Source organism: Pseudomonas sp. 10S4 (genome assembly GCF_034344865.1).
In the GTDB taxonomy this organism is placed as follows: domain Bacteria; phylum Pseudomonadota; class Gammaproteobacteria; order Pseudomonadales; family Pseudomonadaceae; genus Aquipseudomonas.
Genome location: NZ_CP133774.1, coordinates 621,393 through 635,276, shown reverse-complemented (window position 1 = coordinate 635,276; position 13,884 = coordinate 621,393). Strand labels below are relative to the sequence as shown.

Below are 13,884 nucleotides of genomic sequence, written 5' to 3'. Positions count from 1 at the left end.
GAAATGTCTGCGAGCTGGAGTCGGCAATGCGTAAAGATAAGAAGCAAGTGATTGGTGACGAGATCGGCGATGAGCAGATCAAACTGTTCCTCGATTTTGAACCGGTCGACGCCACTTCCCCGTCCCTGCACAAACTGATCAAGGCTTATCGCGGCCTGCGCATCGACGACTTCGAGCGTTTCCTGACGTTTTTCGTCGAGGCCGGGTTTGATCTGGACGGCAAAGATGAGCACGGCAATGATTTCGTCGCGGTGATCAAGGATCAGCGCAATGCGGCCGAGTACATCGAATTGATCGCCAAGGCTCGCGGTTAAGATCAAAAGCCAAGATCAGCGGCATAAAAAAACGCCCCGCTCTCAATGAGAACGGGGCGTTTTTTATGGGACCGAATCAAGCGTAGCTTTCGGTCTCGTTACTGGCTTCAACCAGTTCCAGCGCGACGTTGTTGTGCGCGTTGATCTTGCGATACAGCGCCGCGTCGGTTTCCAGGACCTTTTCCCGAGCCGGGAAGATTTCCGCCAGTTTGGCAGCCCACTCACCGGACGCTTTGTTCGGGAAGCACTTCTCGATCAGTTCCAGCATGATCGAAACGGTCACCGAAGCGCCTGGCGAAGCGCCGAGCAGGGCAGCAAGAGAACCGTCCTTGGCCGCGACCAGTTCGGTGACCGAACTGCAGAACGCCGCCCTTTTTCGGGTCTTTCTTGATGATCTGCACCCGTTGGCCGGCCACTTCCAGGCGCCAGTCTTCGGCTTTCGCTTCAGGGTAGAAGCGGCGCAGGGATTCCAGACGCTGTTCCATCGATTGCATCACTTCGCTGACCAGATACTTGGTCAGGTCCATGTTGTTTTTCGCCACGGCCAGCATCGGGCCGATGTTGCCGGCGCGTACCGACATCGGCAGATCCATGAAAGAACCATGCTTGAGGAACTTGGTGGTGAAACCGGCGTATGGCCCGAACAGCAGGGACTTCTTGCCATCGACCACGCGAGTGTCCAGGTGCGGCACGGACATCGGTGGCGAACCGACCGCTGCCTGGCTGTAGACCTTGGCCTGGTGATGCTTGACCACTTCAGGGTTGTCGCAACGCAGCCACTGGCCACTGATCGGGAAGCCGCCGAAGCCTTTGCTTTCTTCGATGCCCGACGCCTGCAACAGCGGCAATGCCGCACCGCCAGCGCCGAGGAAGACGAATTTGGCGTCGACTTCACGGGTGTTGCCGCTGTTGACGTCCTTGATACTGACGGTCCAGCCATTGGCGTTACGCTTGAGGCCAGTCACACGCTTGCAGTACTTGACCTGGGCATCGGGTGCGCTGGTCAGGTGCTTGAGCAGTTGATTGGTCAGCGCGCCAAAGTTGACGTCGGTGCCGTTCATCACGCGGGTGGCCGCGAGGACTTCGTCGGCCGGACGGCCCGGCATCATCAACGGCATCCATTCGGCCATCTTGGCCTTGTCTTCGGTGTATTCCATGTCGGCGAAGGCGTGGTGCTTGCTCAGCACGTTGAAGCGATCCTTGAGGAAGGACACGCCGCTGTCGCCTTGCACGAAGCTCAGGTGCGGCACCGGGCTGATGAAGGATTTGCACGAGCCGAAGGTGCCTTTTTTGGTCAGGTACGACCAGAACTGCTTCGACACCTCGAACTGGGTGTTGATGTGCACGGCTTTCTTGATGTCGACGGTGCCGTCGGCGGCCTGAGGCGTGTAGTTGAGCTCACACAGCCCGGCGTGACCGGTACCGGCGTTGTTCCATGGGTTGGAACTCTCCGCAGCACCGGAATCCATTAGCTCGACGACTTCCAGCTTGATCGCGGGGTCGAGCTCTTTGAGCAGTACAGCGAGGGTGGCACTCATGATGCCGGCCCCAACGAGTACTACGTCGACTGCTTCGTTATGCGCCATTTAACGCGTCTCCAAAATCTGCAGCACCAAATTGTCGGCATAGCTGCCAGGAGTGACGGGGCGTGTCAGTGATGCCCCAGGTACCCATGGCCAGGATCGCCATGTCCGAATCTTCGCAATTTTTCGCAACTTCGACGGACGCTACCGGCCGGGCCTATGAATCACATGAACTCATTTCAGCGCGCGACTGGCAATTCGACTTATGGTCGAGACATCCGTTTGTGCAACCAAATCCGTAGCGGACAGGCTTCAGGCTCCGGTGTTCGAGGAGTACTCGGTCCTGTGTCGTTGGGCTGTTTCAGACGCTAATGGTGCATGTTCAGACGCAAAACTATTCATTTGCTCGCCACACTCTTGTGAAGTTGTGAAAACCCGTTTTTTTCACGCTCTTTTGAAGACGTGAACCTCAAAAAAGGGCTGTCCCAGCCTGGCACCGTGCCCGGATGGATTGCCGCCATGGAATACATGACAGGCAAAACGGGCAAACAGCTCAGTAACCGAGCGTAATGACAGCTCTGCAGATTCGCGAAAAGTGGGGTTTTTGCTCAGGGAACAGCAAGCGCGCCAGCTTCACTCGATCTGTGTGGGCGGCTCTCTGTGGGCGGTGCGGGGTGTCAATACCGAGGCATTAACGATGCTGCGAGGCCCGATCAGGAGACGTCCTTATAATCGGGGTGAGATTGTATCTAAGAAACGCAGGGAAATGGACGTGTTTAATGACTTTTATTAGGCGTCTGGTCAGGTGGTCAACAGCTGTTGAGCGCGTGCGCGTGGCTGGCGCTGGCTGATGCGGGCGCTGGCGGGCAGGGGATGGTGCAGCCAGTTGAGGCGGATTTCTTCAATTTCGACCCAGCCATCGCCCATGGGCTGGAGGCTGCACTGCTTGAAAGCCTGGCAGTGGCCGTTGCGGTCGAGCAGGGCAAAGCTGCGGTGCAATGGGCGTGGTGCGAACAGCGAGATCAGATAACGCATGGCGAAGTACCTTGTGGGGGCTGCTGTGAAGCATGCCCGCGAGCCGTGACGTGCAAGTGTAAGGACGGTGACATATTTGTGACAGGAGCCGCGGTCTGAAGGGTTCGTCAGAGATTTCAGTAATGTTTGTAGTCCCCTAGTTCGTCGCAGGCGCCCACCGCTATACTGCGAGCACTGTTAGTGCCTGATTCTGGAGAGAAGAGCATGTTGCAACGCCTGTTGTTCGGTTTGATCACTGTGACCAGTTTGACCCTGGTTGGCTGCGCCCACAGCCCGCAACAACTGAGCCCGGAACCGAAGCTGACCACTCAGCTGGCGCCGGTTGGCCATGGCCAGCAGGTTGTGGTGCGTGTGGTGGATGGCCGTCCGTCGCCAACCCTGGGAACCCGTGGCGGTCTGTACCCTGAGACCAGCGCGATCACCGTGCAGGGCGCGCAGATTCTGCCGAAGCTGCAAGCCCAGGCTGAAGCCGCCGTGCGTTTGCTGGGTTTCACCCCGGTGTCCAACGGCATGAACGCGCCGCAGTTGACCGTGACCCTGGCGGAGCTGAGTTATCAGTCGCCTAAAGAAGGCATGTATGTGACTGAAGCGACCATCGGCGCGACCTTCCGCTCTGATGTGCAGAACGCCAACCGTCGTTACAGCGGCCGTTACGGTGCTTCCCTGGATCAGCGTTTCGGTATGGCGCCGAACCAGGAAACCAACACCAAACTGGTCAGCGATGTGTTGAGCGACGCGCTGACGCGCCTGTTCAAGGACCCGACCGTGGGTCAGATGCTCGGCGAATAACCTTTCGCGAGATTCAAAAAAGCCCGGTGCCAGTGATGGTTCCGGGCTTTTTTGTGTCTGCGATTTTTTGTGGGTGACGCCGACCCAATGTAGGAGCGGGCTTGCTCGCGAAGAGGGTGTGTCAGTCAACATCAATGCAGCTGACCCACCGCTTTCGCGAGCAAGCCCGCTCCCACATGGGATTGGCGGAGGCCACATAATGACCGATCAACTCTGAACCCTGTAGGAGCGAGGCTTGCCCGCGAAGGGACCGAACATTCAACATTAGTGTCGACTGACACACCGCTTTCGCGGGCAAGCCTCGCTCCTACATGGATCTAAAGCATCACGCTGCTTCGGAGTAAAAATCCAGCACACTCACGCCGGTCAGCAAATCCGTCTCCGGCAAGTCCGCATGTTGATGCCCGCCCAATGCGCAATACACCAGCCAGTGGCGGTCCTGGACGTTGAAGGCAAGGCTGCCAACGAGATTCTGCTGTTCGTCGCTTTGGGCGATGAGGTAGAGGCGGTCCTGGTTTTCGGCGTGCAGCATGTTGAACTCTGTGTGGGTTTCGAGGGGCGCCAGACTGGCGCATTCAGATGACGATGCTGTGACGCCGGACAGGTATCGGCCAAGTGGTGCGTTATTTGTCGCAAAGGTGAGGGCAGGCGGGCAGGCTTTCGGTAGAATCCACGCCGCAGTCGTCGGTCCGGCGCCTGCCACCCTGGTTCTGCCCGAGGTCCGTGATGTCGTTGCATTTGATTTCGCTGTTTACCAACCATCCCGCCAAATTGATCAACTTGCTGGCCTTGCTGCTCGCCTTCCCGGGCAGTTGGTTGTTGCACGCCACTCGTCGCCGTGAACAGCGCGCGTTGGCCGTTCTTGAGGCAGCCACCCAGAACCGCCGCGTCGATGACTCGATGTTGATGCTGGATGGCGCCACCCAGCGCATGAACCGGTTTTTCTATCGATTCGGCTTCGCTTGCCTGGGCGTGGCGCTAGTGGTGTCGTGGATCAGCACACGGTTTTAAGCTGCTGACTCAAAACCCTGTGAACAGTGGAGCTTGCCTGTGGTGAGGGGGCTTGCCCCCGTTGGGTTGCGAAGCGACCCCTAAATCTTACGACTGCTGCGCAGCCGAACGGGGGCAAGCCCCTCGCCACAGGGGCGCCGTTGTCGTATCGGGTCAAACCGCTTAAAGCGTCAGCCCGGCCTTCACCCGATACTGATTCCTCACCGGCGTCGCATATTGCAGCACCATGAACGGCCGATGCTCCTCAGGGCAGGCTTCCAGGCGTCGCTGCCATTCTTCCTGAGCCTTGGCCAGTTCATCCGCCGCAAACACTTCGGTCGCTTTCGGCACCTGCAGTTGCGGATCCGCGTCCTTCCACATGGCGTACGCCAGGTAGTGCACCGGGAACAACCGGTAGCCGCCGAGGATCTGCCGGTCCATCTCGATCGCCAATTGCTTGGTGTCATCGAACAGCTCGGTGATCGGCGTGGCAAAGTTCACGTGGACTCGGCCCTTGTAGCCGGTGATGCCCTTGGCGATGCTCACGTCGTCCTCGCCCGGCACTTTGGTGTAACTGCCGGTGGTCGCGCGGATAAACAGCTCGCGGGCCTTGGCCTGGTCGCACGGGTCGTATTCGTAGCTGATCGACACCGGGGTGACGTTCAGCGACTGAATGACCTCGCCGAACGGCTCGTCCTTGCGGCTCATGTGGAACATCTTGAGGATCGCCGACTCGGTACGGTCGTCGCCGTCCTTGGCCCGGCCTTCGGCCTGGGCGATCCAGATCGAGGCGCAGTCTTTGCGGATCGAGTGGTTGATGTAGGCCGACAACAACTGATAAGCGGCCATCTTCTCGCGGCGACCGGTGATCGAACGGTGCACGATGAAGCTCTTGTTCAGGCGCATCAAATCGCTGACGAAGGGCTTTTGCAGCAGATTGTCGCCAATGGCAATGCGCGGGGTCGGCAGGCCAGCGTGGTACACGGCATAGTTGACGAAGGCCGGGTCCATCACGATGTCGCGGTGGTTGGCGATGAACAGGTAAGCGCTGCCAGATTTGAACTGCTCGACGCCGGTGTAAGTCACGCCGTCGGTGGCGCGTTCGATGGTGTGGTCGACATAAACTTCGACTTTGTCCTGCAATGTGGCCACCGAATTGACGCCGGCGAACTCACGGCGCAGCCGATGAGCTATAAGAGGTTTGAGCATCCAGCCGAAAGCACCGGCGTAACGCGGGAAGCGGAAGTGGATGAGAATATCTAGAAGCGCCTTGTCGCCGAGCAGCCGTGCCAGCACCGCTGGGACTTCGCTGTCGTCGTAAGGTCGGATGGCATCGAATTCGCCCATCATGCTCTCTTGTTAGAAACGGCTAGGGTAAGTAAAGGTTTTGATCGAAAACCAACGGGGCACGGTCTGAAAAGTTAGCCAGACAAAAATAGCCCTGCAAATAGACCGGCGATTATACGCACAAGTCACCTGGGAGACCGCGATGCTGGAACCCGCAGTTTATGAATGTCCGTATTGTGGTGAGGAGGTTGAGACTTCTCTGGATCTGTCCGGGGAGATCAGACCTATATCGAGGACTGTCAGGTGTGTTGTCGACCGATCACGTTTGTGTTGCAGGTTGACGGAGAGGAATGGCATCTCGAAGTTTTTAGCGAAAACGATTGAGGGGCGCCCGATGCAGCGAATCTACGAACCGGAAAACCTGATGGAAGGTGAATTGCTGCAAAGCATGCTCGCCAGCGAGGGCATCGAGGCGCATCTGGTGGGGCGTGATTTGCTCGGCGGCACGGGCGAGTTGCCGATTTACGGGTTGCTGGGATTGTCAGTGGATAACGACCAGGCGCAATACGCCCGAGAGCTGATCACCGCCTACAATGCCGCGCTGCCGATGCCCGGTGATGAACCGGAAAGTTTTCCCGGCACCCTGGTCTGTTAGGCTGACGTTCGTTTTATCAAGAGTCGTGTTGCCCCATGTGTGGACGTTATGCCCTGTTTCGCTGGAACCCCGCCTTCGCGGCCCTGCCTGGCTTTCCCGCCGATCAGCAGGCCCAGTGGAATATTTCTCCCAACGATTCGGTGTTGATGCTGCGTGCCGGCACCAGCGGCCAGCGTGAACTGGCCCGTGCCCGCTGGGGCCTGACGCCGCCGTGGCTGACCGACCTGTCGCGCACGCCGGCCCATGCCCGGGCCGAAACCGTCGCCGAACAACCGATGTTCCGCCAGGCGTTGCGCGAGCGCCGTTGCCTGTTGCCGGCCAATGGTTTCTACGAGTGGCGCGGCACCCAGCGCAAACGTCCGTATTGGCTGACGCCGGGGAGGGCTCGGCGCTGTTTTTCGCAGCGATCTGGGAAGCGTATCCGGTGCAGGAACAGGTGTGGCTGAGCACGGCGGTGATCACTCAGCCGGCGGCGAGTCAGCGTCGGCCGTTGATTCTGGATGAGGCGGGGCAAGCCGCCTGGCTTGATCCCGAGACGCCGTTGCATGTGTTGCAGGGGTTGCTGGCCAGTGAGCCCGCCCCATTGCGTGAGCGGGTACTGGCGAATCTGGTGAATGATCCGAAGCTGAATGGGCCGGAGTGTCTGACCCCCGGCTGATTGGGCGTCTGTTCCGACGCCTTCGCGAGCAAGCCCGCTCCCACAGGGATTTGTGAACGCCACAGATCCAATGTGGGAGCGGGCTTGCTCGCGAAGAGGGCCTCGGATCAAACCTTGAACTGATTGATCAACCGCCGCTGCTGTTCCGCCAATTTGGTCAGATCTGCACTCGCCGCGCTCGATTCATCCGCCCCGCCCGCCACTTCATTCGCCACTTGCCCAATGTTGATCACGTTCCGATTGATGTCGTCAGCCACCGCACTCTGTTCCTCCGCGGCGCTGGCAATCTGCGTGTTCATGTCGTTGATTACCGACACTGCTTGAGTAATCGTCTCCAGCGCCTCGGCCGCTTTCGCCGCGTGCTGCACGCTTTCGTCGGTACGGTTCTGACTGTCTTCCATGACCCGCACCACATCGCGGGTGCCTTGTTGAAGTTGCTGGATCATGGTCTGGATTTCTTCGGTGGCCTTCTGGGTCTTCTGCGCCAGGTTGCGTACTTCATCGGCCACCACCGCAAAACCACGGCCCTGTTCACCGGCGCGGGCCGCTTCGATGGCCGCGTTCAAGGCCAGCAGATTAGTCTGCTCGGCGATCCCGCGAATGGCGGTGAGGATCGCGTTGATGTTCTCGCTGTCCTTGGCCAGGGTTTGCACCACGGCCACCGCTTTACCGATTTCCACCGCCAGCACGCCAATCGAATTCGAGGTGTCGCGCACAATCTGCATGCCTTGGGCTGCCGCCTGATCGGCATGACTGGCCGCCTGCGCCGCGGACGTCGCGTTACGCGCCACGTCTTGAGCGGTGGCGGTCATTTCGTGCACCGCCGTGGCGACCTGATCGATCTCGGCCATTTGCTTGTGCACGCCGATATTGGTGCGAATCGCAATGTCGGCGGTGTGTTCCGACGAATCGCTGACACTCTGCACCGACGTCACCACTTGGGTGATCATCGCCTGCAACTTGGCCAGGAAGGTGTTGAAGCCTTTGGCGATCGAGCCCAATTCGTCGGTGCGGTCGCTGGTCAGGCGTCGAGTGAGGTCGCCTTCGCCCTGAGCGATGTCGTCGAGCATGGCCACCATTTGCTTGAGCGGACGGGCAATGCCGTGGCCCACCAGCCAGATCACCAGCAAGCCGATACCGGCAATCAGCAACCCGACCATGGCCATGCCGAAGGTGTCGGATTTGCGCTGTTTATCCAGATCGCCTTGCAGTTTTTGCAAGTCCGCCATCACTGCGTTCAGCGGCAATTGCAGCATCAGCGTCCAGCGGGCGTCGGTCTGGCCGATGCCGAATGGCAGGTACAACTCGATCCGGCCCTGGGCCTTGTCGACCGTGTAAGTCACTTCGCCGCGCTTGAGATTGGACATATTGGCGATCTGCTGGCTGTCGAGGATGTCGCTGACCTTCTCGCCGAATTTGCTCGGGTCCTTGGTGTAGGCGACGATTCGGCCATTGCCGCCGATCAGCGCCATCACGCCTGAGCCGCCATACAGTTTCTGGTTGGCGCCCAGCAGCATTTCCTGGATGAAGTTCACCGACAGGTCCGCGCCGACGATGCCCTGAAAGGTACCGTTGAGCATGATCGGTTCAATAAAGGAGGCGAGCATGACGATTTTGTCGCCGACCTTGTAGGGCGCCGGATCGATCACGCAGGATTTTTTGGTCTCCTTCGAGCACAGGTAGTACTCGCTGGCGCGCACGCCGGTGGACAGGGTTTTCTGGTCGTCGACGTCCACCAGTTTGTCCAGGCCCAGGCTGCCATCCTCGTTGCGGAACCACCACGGCAGGAAACGCCCGTTGGCGGCGTCGATGCCGACCACCTTGGTGTCGACGTAGGCCGCGTCGTTATGGTCCAGGGCGTTTTTTCCCAGCCGATGTAGGTGCCGAGGATTTTCGGGTTCTTGGTGACGTTTTCCTTGATCAGGCTGATCAACTGCTCACGGCTCAGATTCAGTTGCGGCTGGCCATCAGCCCCCGGCGTGCCGATCAGTTCATTAACGCGCACCAGTCCGCCGGCAATCAGCAGCGGCGCTTCGAGTTCACGTTGGATCTGGCTGACCTGGGTCTGCGCCAGGGACGTCAGGCGTTGCTCGATGACTTGTTCGAACTGCGCCTGGGTCCGCTCCTGGACCATGTCTTGCGTCCGGGCACCGGAAAACAGCGCGTACAGCACCAGGGCGGCAACAACGCTGAGGACGATAGCGCCGGCAAGGGCCGCCACGGAAAACTGGATCGACTTGAATTTCATGGGGGCTCCGCACGCAAGAGGACGTCTGCGTTGGGGTATCGGCAGAGGGATCGGGGACCATGAGCGGGTGATGGCGAAATGACTGTTTTGGAGCGCTGGATGTCGCATATGGGCATTGCGGGCGTGGCGTGTGAGGGATGTGAATTTTTTCCTACAAAGAGCAGCCTCTTTTCGGAAAGTGCGTGCTACGCGTCTTTTGTATCTGGCGCCGATACAATTCACGTCCTAGGATATGCGGCATGTTTTCAGGGAGCTTTTGGATGAACAAGTCATTGGTTGTAAGTGCACTGAGCGCGGCATTGCTGCTGGCGGGTTGTCAGTCGGTCAACACCACCAGCGGCGGAGCCGTAGGCGTTGAGCGCAAGCAGTACATGTTCAGCATGCTGTCCTCGGATGAGGTCAACCAGATGTATGCCCAGTCCTATCAGAAGACAGTAGGGGAGGCGACGAGCAAAGGCGAACTGGACAAAACCAGTACCGACGCCAAGCGTATCCAGGCCATTGCCGATCGGCTGATTGCCCAGGCGCCGAACTTCCGTCCGGATTCGGCCCAGTGGAAGTGGGAAGTCAACCTGATCAAGAGCGATGAACTCAACGCCAACTGCGGTCCTGGCGGCAAGATCATTTTCTACACCGGGCTGATCGACAGCCTGAAACTCACCGACGATGAAATCGCCGCAGTCATGGGTCATGAAATCGCCCACGCCTTGCGCGAGCATGGTCGTGAAGCAATGTCCAAGGCCTATGGCATCGAAATGGCCAAGCAGGGCGCTGGTGCCTTGTTCGGTCTGGGGCAGGACAGCCTGGCCCTGGCCGACACCGTGGCCAACTACGGTATGACGTTGCCCAACAGCCGCGCCAACGAAAACGAAGCCGACCTGATCGGTCTGGAACTGGCGGCTCACGCCGGCTACAACCCGAATGCCGCAATCACCTTGTGGAACAAGATGAGCAAGGCTTCCGAAGGTTCGTCGCCGGAATTCATGAGCACTCACCCGGCGTCGACCAGTCGGATTGCTTCGCTGCAGGCAGCGATTCCGAAGGTGATGCCGTTGTACGAGAAAGCTGCGAAGTCCTGATATTCATGGGGCGAGGCTGCTGACGCCTTCGCGAGCAAGCCCGCTCCCACATTGGATCACCAGTGCTCACAAATATTGTGGCCACCGAGATTCCCCTGTGGGAGCGGGCTTGCTCGCGAAGAACGATAACGCGGTCTACCGACCTACGCCGTCAAACCCACCCACTGCTCTGCATCGCCTTGTACACCGCGACAATCGCCAGCACAAAGAACGCCGCTGCCGCCAGGCGACGAATCAAGGTCAATGGCAGTTTGTCCGCCGCAAAGTTACCGGCCAATACCACTGGCACGTTGGCGATCAACATACCGGCGGTGGTGCCGATGATCACCAGCCACAGGTCCGGGTATTGCGCGGCGAGCATCACGGTGGCGACCTGGGTTTTGTCGCCCATTTCGGCGAGGAAGAACGCGATCAGTGTGGTCAGGAACGGCCCGAACTTGCGGGCGGTGCTGGCTTCGTCGTCATCCATCTTGTCCGGTACCAGGGTCCACAATGCCGTTGCGGTAAAGCTCGCGGCGAGGATCCAGTGCAGCGTCGCATTCGTGAAGAAGCTACCAAACCAGGCACCTACCGCACCGGCTGCCGCGTGGTTGGCCAGCGTCGCGGCGACGATACCGGCGATGATTGGCCAGGGTTTGCGAAAGCGCGCGGCTAGAATGAGCGCGAGCAGTTGCGTCTTGTCGCCGATTTCGGCCAAGGCAACGATTGCGGTAGGAACGAGAAGAGAATCCAGCATCAGGGTTTTCCTAAGGGGCGGGTCGACACGGCTATGACACGTACAGCCTTCCCGCCCCGGGTAAGGTGTTCGTGTCATAGGTCTTGTCAAACCCTGGCGATCCGTCTGTGCGGACGCTTAGGTCGCATACGCCATGGTCTGTTGACCAAGTATGTTGACGTATGCCGGACGAGCATGGCGCTCGTGGGAGACTACTCCCCTAGGACGGAGCGGATTCTGCCTAGGCAAATCCGATTGGGCAAGCCTCTTTTTTAAAAGAAGTTTCAGCCGCGTTTGGCCCGGTAGATCCGGAAACCCTGTCCTTCAGCCTTGATCGCACACACGCCGAGGTGCTCTTCGATCAGCGGTTGATACTTCAGGAAGCTGTTCGCAACCAGGCGCAGTTCGCCACCGTTTTTCAGATGTTTGGCTGCTTTTCGCAGCAAGTTCTCGGTCGCGAAATAATCGGTGTGCACCCCGACATGGAACGGTGGGTTACTCAAAATCGCACTCAAACCCATCGGCGCGGCATCGATGCCATCACCGGTAATCACCTCGGCTTCCAGACCGTTGGCGGCCAATGTCAGACGACTGCTGGCGGCGGCAAACGCATCCACGTCGAGCAACGTGACCTGATTGTGTGGATAACGACGCTTGACCGCCGCGCCCAACACGCCGGCACCGCAACCGAAGTCCAGCAAGTGGCCGCTCGGCAATTTGTCCAGATGCTCCAGCAACAGCGCGCTGCCGCGATCCAGGCGACCGTGGCTGAAGACGCCCGGCAGGCTGATGACTTTCAGCGGCCCTTCGGCCAATGGCAGTTCGTATTCCTGGGCCAGGCTTTCCAGCGACTTGGCTTCTGGCGCGTTGGCGACGGTGACCTGCCACAGTTGGCAATGCCGTGCGCTGTCGAGCTTGCGCGGTTTGCCGAACGGGTTCAGTTGCTTGGCCGCGCCTTCGATACCGCTGCGTTTTTCGCCGACCAGGTACAACTCGCGCCCGGCCAGACGTGAGGCGAGGGCGTTGAGGATGTAGTCGGTCAAATCCTTGGACTTGGGCAGAAACACCACGGCGGTTTCGAATTCGCGCTCGGGCGCATTCACGCCAAACTGGCTGCGATCGGCGAAGCGTGCGTCCAGTGTCGCTTGATCGCCGGCATGCCAGCACCAGCCGTGGGCGTCGGGCAGGCGGCCCAGCAAGTCGTCGGCGGGCAAACCGGCCAACAACACCGAACCCTGGAACAACTCGGCCTGACGAAGCAGTACTTCACTGCGCGGATCCATACTCTGCTCCTTGAAAAAAGTGCGGCAGTTTATCAACTGACGACCCGCAGCGCTGTACCGCTGAAGAACGCCTGAGCGTTTTCGGTCAATTGCCCAACGATCCGCTGCCGCGCTTCGCGACTGCCCCAGGCGTTGTGCGGGGTGACGATCAGTCGAGGGATGTCGTGGGCCAGCAGCGGATTGCCAGCGGTCGGTGGTTCGACGCTCAGCACATCGGTGGCGGCGCCGCCCAAATGACCGTTGCGCAACGCATCGGCCAGTGCCTGTTCGTCGATCAAGCCACCGCGGGCGGTGTTGACCACGAAGGCACCGGGTTTCATCGAGGCCAGCTCACGGGCGCCGATGAAGTGGCGGGTGTGTTCGTTGAGCGGGCAGTGCAGAGTCAGCGCGTCGATTTGCGGCAGCAGTTCATTCAGCGGCAAGCGATCCGGGCGGGCAGGGCGACCTGGAATCTGCCCCAGCACTACGCGCATGCCGAAGGCTTCGGCCAGCCGTGCGACGGCGCCCCCAGTTCACCGTGGCCGAGCAGGCCGAGGGTTTTGCCTTCCAGTTCGACGATCGGGTAATCCAGCAGGCAGAACTGTTTCGCTTGCTGCCAGCGACCTTCGCCGACGGCTTTCTGGTAGTCCGCCAGGCGTGTCGCCAAATTGAGCAACAGCATGATCGTGTGCTGGGCCACCGACGGCGTGCCGTAACCCTGGCAGTTGCAAACGGTGATCCCGTGGGCGCGGGCGGCGGCCAGATCGACGTTGTTGGTGCCGGTGGCGGTGATCAGGATCAGCTTTAATTCAGGGTTGGCGGCCATGGCGGCGGCATCGATCAGGATCTTGTTGCTGATGGCGACGGTGGCGCCCTTGAGGCGCTCGATCACTTGGTCCGGCGTGGTTTGGGCGAACAACTGCAAATCGCTGAAGCACTCGCGCAAGGGGCTCAGGTTGAGGTCGCCCAGATCCAGGGACGGGTGGTCGAGGAAAACGGCGCGGCGAGAGTTCGTCATCAACTGTACCTTTTGTGCAATGAACTGAAGGCGTAATCTGCCGAGCCTACCAGATGAAACAAATGGTTACGCACTGGCTGAAAGTCACTCGGTTGAGACTTTGAAGTACGGCGCAGTCCTGTGGCGAGGGGGCTTGCCCCCGTTGGGGCGCGAAGCGGCCCCTTTCAACAGCAACCCGGCTTCATCAGGTGTACCGAGTGCACCGATTTACGGCTGCTTCGCAGCCGAACGGGGCAAGCCCCTCGCCACAGGTTTTATGCAAGCCATAGAAATTGAGTTTGCTTCAGTTTATTTATTGACCACGTCGCCCT

The 13,884-nt window shown here is 59.5% G+C and carries 11 protein-coding genes, 5 pseudogenes and 1 riboswitch; of the genes and pseudogenes, 7 read left to right on the top strand and 9 right to left on the bottom strand.

Features of this window, described 5'->3' with window-relative positions:
- The first annotated feature begins 26 nt into the window (after positions 1 to 26).
- Positions 27 to 314 carry a PA4642 family protein gene (locus RHM58_RS02950; RefSeq protein WP_092278109.1) on the top strand — a complete coding sequence of 96 codons (288 nt, stop codon included), beginning with the start codon at positions 27 to 29 and terminating at the stop codon, positions 312 to 314.
- Positions 315 to 390: 76 nt separating this feature from the next.
- Here RHM58_RS02950 and RHM58_RS02945 read toward each other — a convergent pair whose 3' ends face one another.
- From RHM58_RS02945 to RHM58_RS02935, 3 genes and pseudogenes are all read right to left on the bottom strand, one after another.
- Entirely contained in the window at positions 391 to 762 is a 372-nt protein-coding gene (locus RHM58_RS02945) for a malate:quinone oxidoreductase (RefSeq protein ID WP_322270806.1), read from the bottom strand.
- Positions 722 to 1,852: pseudogene (gene mqo / locus RHM58_RS02940) on the bottom strand (malate dehydrogenase (quinone)); the annotation flags it as partial. The gene RHM58_RS02945 and the pseudogene mqo, both read right to left, overlap by 41 nt.
- A gap of 786 nt (positions 1,853 to 2,638) precedes the next feature.
- Positions 2,639 to 2,872, bottom strand: coding sequence for a hypothetical protein (locus RHM58_RS02935; RefSeq protein WP_201193542.1), 234 nt, complete (start codon positions 2,870 to 2,872; stop codon positions 2,639 to 2,641).
- 204 nt (positions 2,873 to 3,076) lie between these two features.
- Here RHM58_RS02935 and RHM58_RS02930 point away from each other — a divergent pair, with 204 nt between their 5' ends.
- On the top strand, positions 3,077 to 3,661 hold the full coding sequence (locus RHM58_RS02930) for a YajG family lipoprotein (RefSeq protein ID WP_201206627.1): 585 nt from the start codon (positions 3,077 to 3,079) through the stop codon (positions 3,659 to 3,661).
- 325 nt (positions 3,662 to 3,986) lie between these two features.
- Here RHM58_RS02930 and RHM58_RS02925 read toward each other — a convergent pair whose 3' ends face one another.
- The gene (locus RHM58_RS02925; RefSeq protein ID WP_054045634.1) at positions 3,987 to 4,193 is read right to left on the bottom strand and encodes a hypothetical protein; all 207 of its coding nucleotides are present in this window, start codon (positions 4,191 to 4,193) and stop codon (positions 3,987 to 3,989) included.
- Positions 4,194 to 4,387: 194 nt separating this feature from the next.
- On the opposite strand from RHM58_RS02925, the gene RHM58_RS02920 reads away from it, so the two are divergent.
- Positions 4,388 to 4,672, top strand: a complete 285-nt coding sequence (locus RHM58_RS02920; protein ID WP_201257039.1) for a hypothetical protein — start codon at positions 4,388 to 4,390, stop codon at positions 4,670 to 4,672.
- 162 nt (positions 4,673 to 4,834) lie between these two features.
- On the opposite strand, the gene RHM58_RS02915 is transcribed toward RHM58_RS02920, so the two are convergent.
- Positions 4,835 to 5,998 (bottom strand): 1-acyl-sn-glycerol-3-phosphate acyltransferase, encoded by a 1,164-nt coding sequence (locus RHM58_RS02915; protein ID WP_201257038.1) that lies wholly within the window; start codon positions 5,996 to 5,998, stop codon positions 4,835 to 4,837.
- Positions 5,999 to 6,140: 142 nt separating this feature from the next.
- Here RHM58_RS02915 and RHM58_RS02910 point away from each other — a divergent pair.
- From RHM58_RS02910 to RHM58_RS02900, 3 genes and pseudogenes are all read left to right on the top strand, one after another.
- Positions 6,141 to 6,322: pseudogene (locus RHM58_RS02910) on the top strand (CPXCG motif-containing cysteine-rich protein).
- Between the two features lie 10 nt (positions 6,323 to 6,332).
- On the top strand, positions 6,333 to 6,593 hold the full coding sequence (locus RHM58_RS02905) for a putative signal transducing protein (protein WP_201206618.1): 261 nt from the start codon (positions 6,333 to 6,335) through the stop codon (positions 6,591 to 6,593).
- Between the two features lie 35 nt (positions 6,594 to 6,628).
- A pseudogene (locus tag RHM58_RS02900) lies at positions 6,629 to 7,251 on the top strand (SOS response-associated peptidase).
- A 107-nt stretch (positions 7,252 to 7,358) separates the two neighbouring features.
- Here the strand turns inward: RHM58_RS02900 and RHM58_RS02895 are convergent.
- Positions 7,359 to 9,499 (bottom strand): annotated as a pseudogene (locus tag RHM58_RS02895) (methyl-accepting chemotaxis protein).
- Between the two features lie 260 nt (positions 9,500 to 9,759).
- On the opposite strand from RHM58_RS02895, the gene RHM58_RS02890 reads away from it, so the two are divergent.
- Entirely contained in the window at positions 9,760 to 10,578 is an 819-nt protein-coding gene (locus tag RHM58_RS02890; protein WP_322269625.1) for a M48 family metallopeptidase, read from the top strand.
- Positions 10,579 to 10,729: 151 nt separating this feature from the next.
- Here the strand turns inward: RHM58_RS02890 and RHM58_RS02885 are convergent, their stop codons facing one another.
- From RHM58_RS02885 to RHM58_RS02875, 3 genes and pseudogenes are all read right to left on the bottom strand, one after another.
- Entirely contained in the window at positions 10,730 to 11,314 is a 585-nt protein-coding gene (locus RHM58_RS02885; RefSeq protein WP_201193568.1) for a TMEM165/GDT1 family protein, read from the bottom strand.
- Between the two features lie 89 nt (positions 11,315 to 11,403).
- Positions 11,404 to 11,526, bottom strand: a riboswitch (yybP-ykoY riboswitch).
- 51 nt (positions 11,527 to 11,577) lie between these two features.
- Positions 11,578 to 12,576: a class I SAM-dependent methyltransferase gene (locus RHM58_RS02880; protein ID WP_201206610.1), complete on the bottom strand. Its 999-nt coding sequence runs from the start codon at positions 12,574 to 12,576 to the stop codon at positions 11,578 to 11,580.
- Positions 12,577 to 12,608: 32 nt separating this feature from the next.
- Positions 12,609 to 13,573 (bottom strand): annotated as a pseudogene (locus RHM58_RS02875) (2-hydroxyacid dehydrogenase).
- Between the last annotated feature and the right edge of the window lie 311 nt (positions 13,574 to 13,884).

Excerpts from the sequence above, each read along its gene's own strand:
- RHM58_RS02950 (WP_092278109.1), top strand. The coding sequence starts at position 27 with ATGCGTAAAGATAAGAAGCAAGTGATTGGTGACGAGATCGGCGATGAG.
- RHM58_RS02935 (WP_201193542.1), bottom strand. The coding sequence starts at position 2,872 with ATGCGTTATCTGATCTCGCTGTTCGCACCACGCCCATTGCACCGCAGC.
- RHM58_RS02930 (WP_201206627.1), top strand. The coding sequence starts at position 3,077 with ATGTTGCAACGCCTGTTGTTCGGTTTGATCACTGTGACCAGTTTGACC.
- RHM58_RS02925 (WP_054045634.1), bottom strand. The coding sequence starts at position 4,193 with ATGCTGCACGCCGAAAACCAGGACCGCCTCTACCTCATCGCCCAAAGC.
- RHM58_RS02920 (WP_201257039.1), top strand. The coding sequence starts at position 4,388 with ATGTCGTTGCATTTGATTTCGCTGTTTACCAACCATCCCGCCAAATTG.
- RHM58_RS02915 (WP_201257038.1), bottom strand. The coding sequence starts at position 5,998 with ATGGGCGAATTCGATGCCATCCGACCTTACGACGACAGCGAAGTCCCA.
- RHM58_RS02905 (WP_201206618.1), top strand. The coding sequence starts at position 6,333 with ATGCAGCGAATCTACGAACCGGAAAACCTGATGGAAGGTGAATTGCTG.
- RHM58_RS02890 (WP_322269625.1), top strand. The coding sequence starts at position 9,760 with ATGAACAAGTCATTGGTTGTAAGTGCACTGAGCGCGGCATTGCTGCTG.
- RHM58_RS02885 (WP_201193568.1), bottom strand. The coding sequence starts at position 11,314 with ATGCTGGATTCTCTTCTCGTTCCTACCGCAATCGTTGCCTTGGCCGAA.
- RHM58_RS02880 (WP_201206610.1), bottom strand. The coding sequence starts at position 12,576 with ATGGATCCGCGCAGTGAAGTACTGCTTCGTCAGGCCGAGTTGTTCCAG.